Below are 1,524 nucleotides of genomic sequence, written 5' to 3'. Positions count from 1 at the left end.
CATTACCGAACGGCGACGGGCCGGACGCCGGCCCGTGCCATCGAGGAAATCAGGATCGAGACGGCGCGCCACCTGCTCGATCAGGGGCACCCGGTTGGCCGCGTCGCGGGGCGTTGCGGCTTCGGCTCCGAGGAAACCCTGCGGCGTGCCTTTATCAGGCGGCTCGGCACGACGCCGCAGGCCTATCGCGAGCGGTTCGCCGCGGACCAGCACGGAACCGCTCGCGGACTGGGCGGGGGAGGCCCTACTTCTCGATGAATGCGCGGATCGCGCCTTCCGCCTGCTTCATCGACATCACGCCGTCGAGATGGCCGCGGGCGCCGTCGATGGTGACATGGGTGATGTCACGCCCGGCATCCTTCGCCGCCTTCAGCGTGCGCTCGACCGCATCGGTGGTGAAGACGAGGTCCTTGGGCTGCGTGATGTAGAGCATCGGCGCCCGGATCTTCGCCATGCCGTCGGCCAGCGAGGTGCCGCCGGCCGCGAAGAGCTGGTTGGCCTTGATCAGATAAAGGAAATGGTTGGCGTCGGAGACCTTCGCCCGCGCCGCACCGGCATTGTCCAGCACGCTCTGGAACTGGAACTTGTTGGCGAGCGTCTTTGCCGGGTCGTCGCCTTCCTTGGCCGGCCGGCGGCCGAAAGTGGCGTTGGCCCAGTCCTGATGGTTAGCCTGCAGCGTCACTGCAGCCAGTGCCTTGGCCAGCCCGGCAAGTGGCGGTGTCTTGCCATAATAATCGCCATTGTTCCAGTTGGCGTCGACCAGGATCGGCGCCGCCCAGACATCGAGCCAGCCGATCAGCATCGCATCGGCCTCGGCGGCGCCGATCACCGGCATGGCCTTGGCGACCATCTCGGGGTGGCTGGCCGCCCATTCGAAGGTCTGGAGGGAGCCCATCGAGGGGCCCGCGACGAGCGCAAGCCTCTTGATTCCAAGACTTTCTACGAGGGCCTTCTGAACCTCGACGAAGTCGCGGATGGTGACGATCGGGAAGTCGAGCGCGTAGGGCTTCCCGGTATCGGGGTTGACCGAGGCAGGGCCGGTCGTGGTCGTCTTGGGGTCGCCGGTGTTGAGGTTCACCAGCGTGTCGGAGGCGATGACGAAATACTTGTCGGTGTCGATCGCCTTGCCGGGACCGATGATCGCGTCCCAGTAGCCGGGCGCGGCGTCGGAGGCGGCATATTTGCCGGCGGCGTGCGAGTTGCCCGAGAAGAAATGGCAGATCAGCACGGCGTTGGACTTGTCGGCATTCAGCGTCCCGTAGCTTTCCCAGCCGACGCGGACCTGCTTCAGCGTGCGTCCCGATTGGGTCGTGAAGCTTGGCAGCTCGAAAACCTTCTTCTCGACCATCAGGTCCTGTGCGCCGGCCATACCTGCTGCAACCCATCCTGCAAGGGCGAGAACGCCCGTGATCCAAGTCTTCATGCCGCTTCCTCCCCTCGGCCGTCAGGCGGCCGTTTCCGCATCAGAGCGGATTTCCGCCGGCGGTGGAAGTGGGAGGATCAGCGCGTAAGAACGGTCGGCAG

General features: G+C 65.7%; 2 protein-coding genes. One reads left to right on the top strand and one right to left on the bottom strand.

Annotation, left to right across the window (positions count from 1 at the left end):
• Positions 1 to 258, top strand: a 258-nt coding sequence (locus ACIPIA_RS16040; RefSeq protein ID WP_400510970.1) for a helix-turn-helix domain-containing protein, incomplete at its 5' end; no start/stop codon positions are given.
• On the opposite strand, the gene ACIPIA_RS16035 is transcribed toward ACIPIA_RS16040, so the two are convergent.
• Positions 245 to 1,423 (bottom strand): E22 family MetX-like putative esterase, encoded by a 1,179-nt coding sequence (locus ACIPIA_RS16035; protein WP_400510969.1) that lies wholly within the window; start codon positions 1,421 to 1,423, stop codon positions 245 to 247. The two genes, ACIPIA_RS16040 and ACIPIA_RS16035, sit on opposite strands and share 14 nt — an antisense overlap.
• Positions 1,424 to 1,524 lie beyond the last annotated feature (101 nt).

The organism is Allobosea sp. CER48, from assembly GCF_044752385.1.
GTDB lineage: Bacteria > Pseudomonadota > Alphaproteobacteria > Rhizobiales > Beijerinckiaceae > Allobosea.
Note: the sequence above shows the minus strand (reverse complement) of the source record. Positions and strands in the feature narration are given on the sequence as shown.

Excerpts from the sequence above, each read along its gene's own strand:
- ACIPIA_RS16035 (WP_400510969.1), bottom strand. The coding sequence starts at position 1,423 with ATGAAGACTTGGATCACGGGCGTTCTCGCCCTTGCAGGATGGGTTGCA.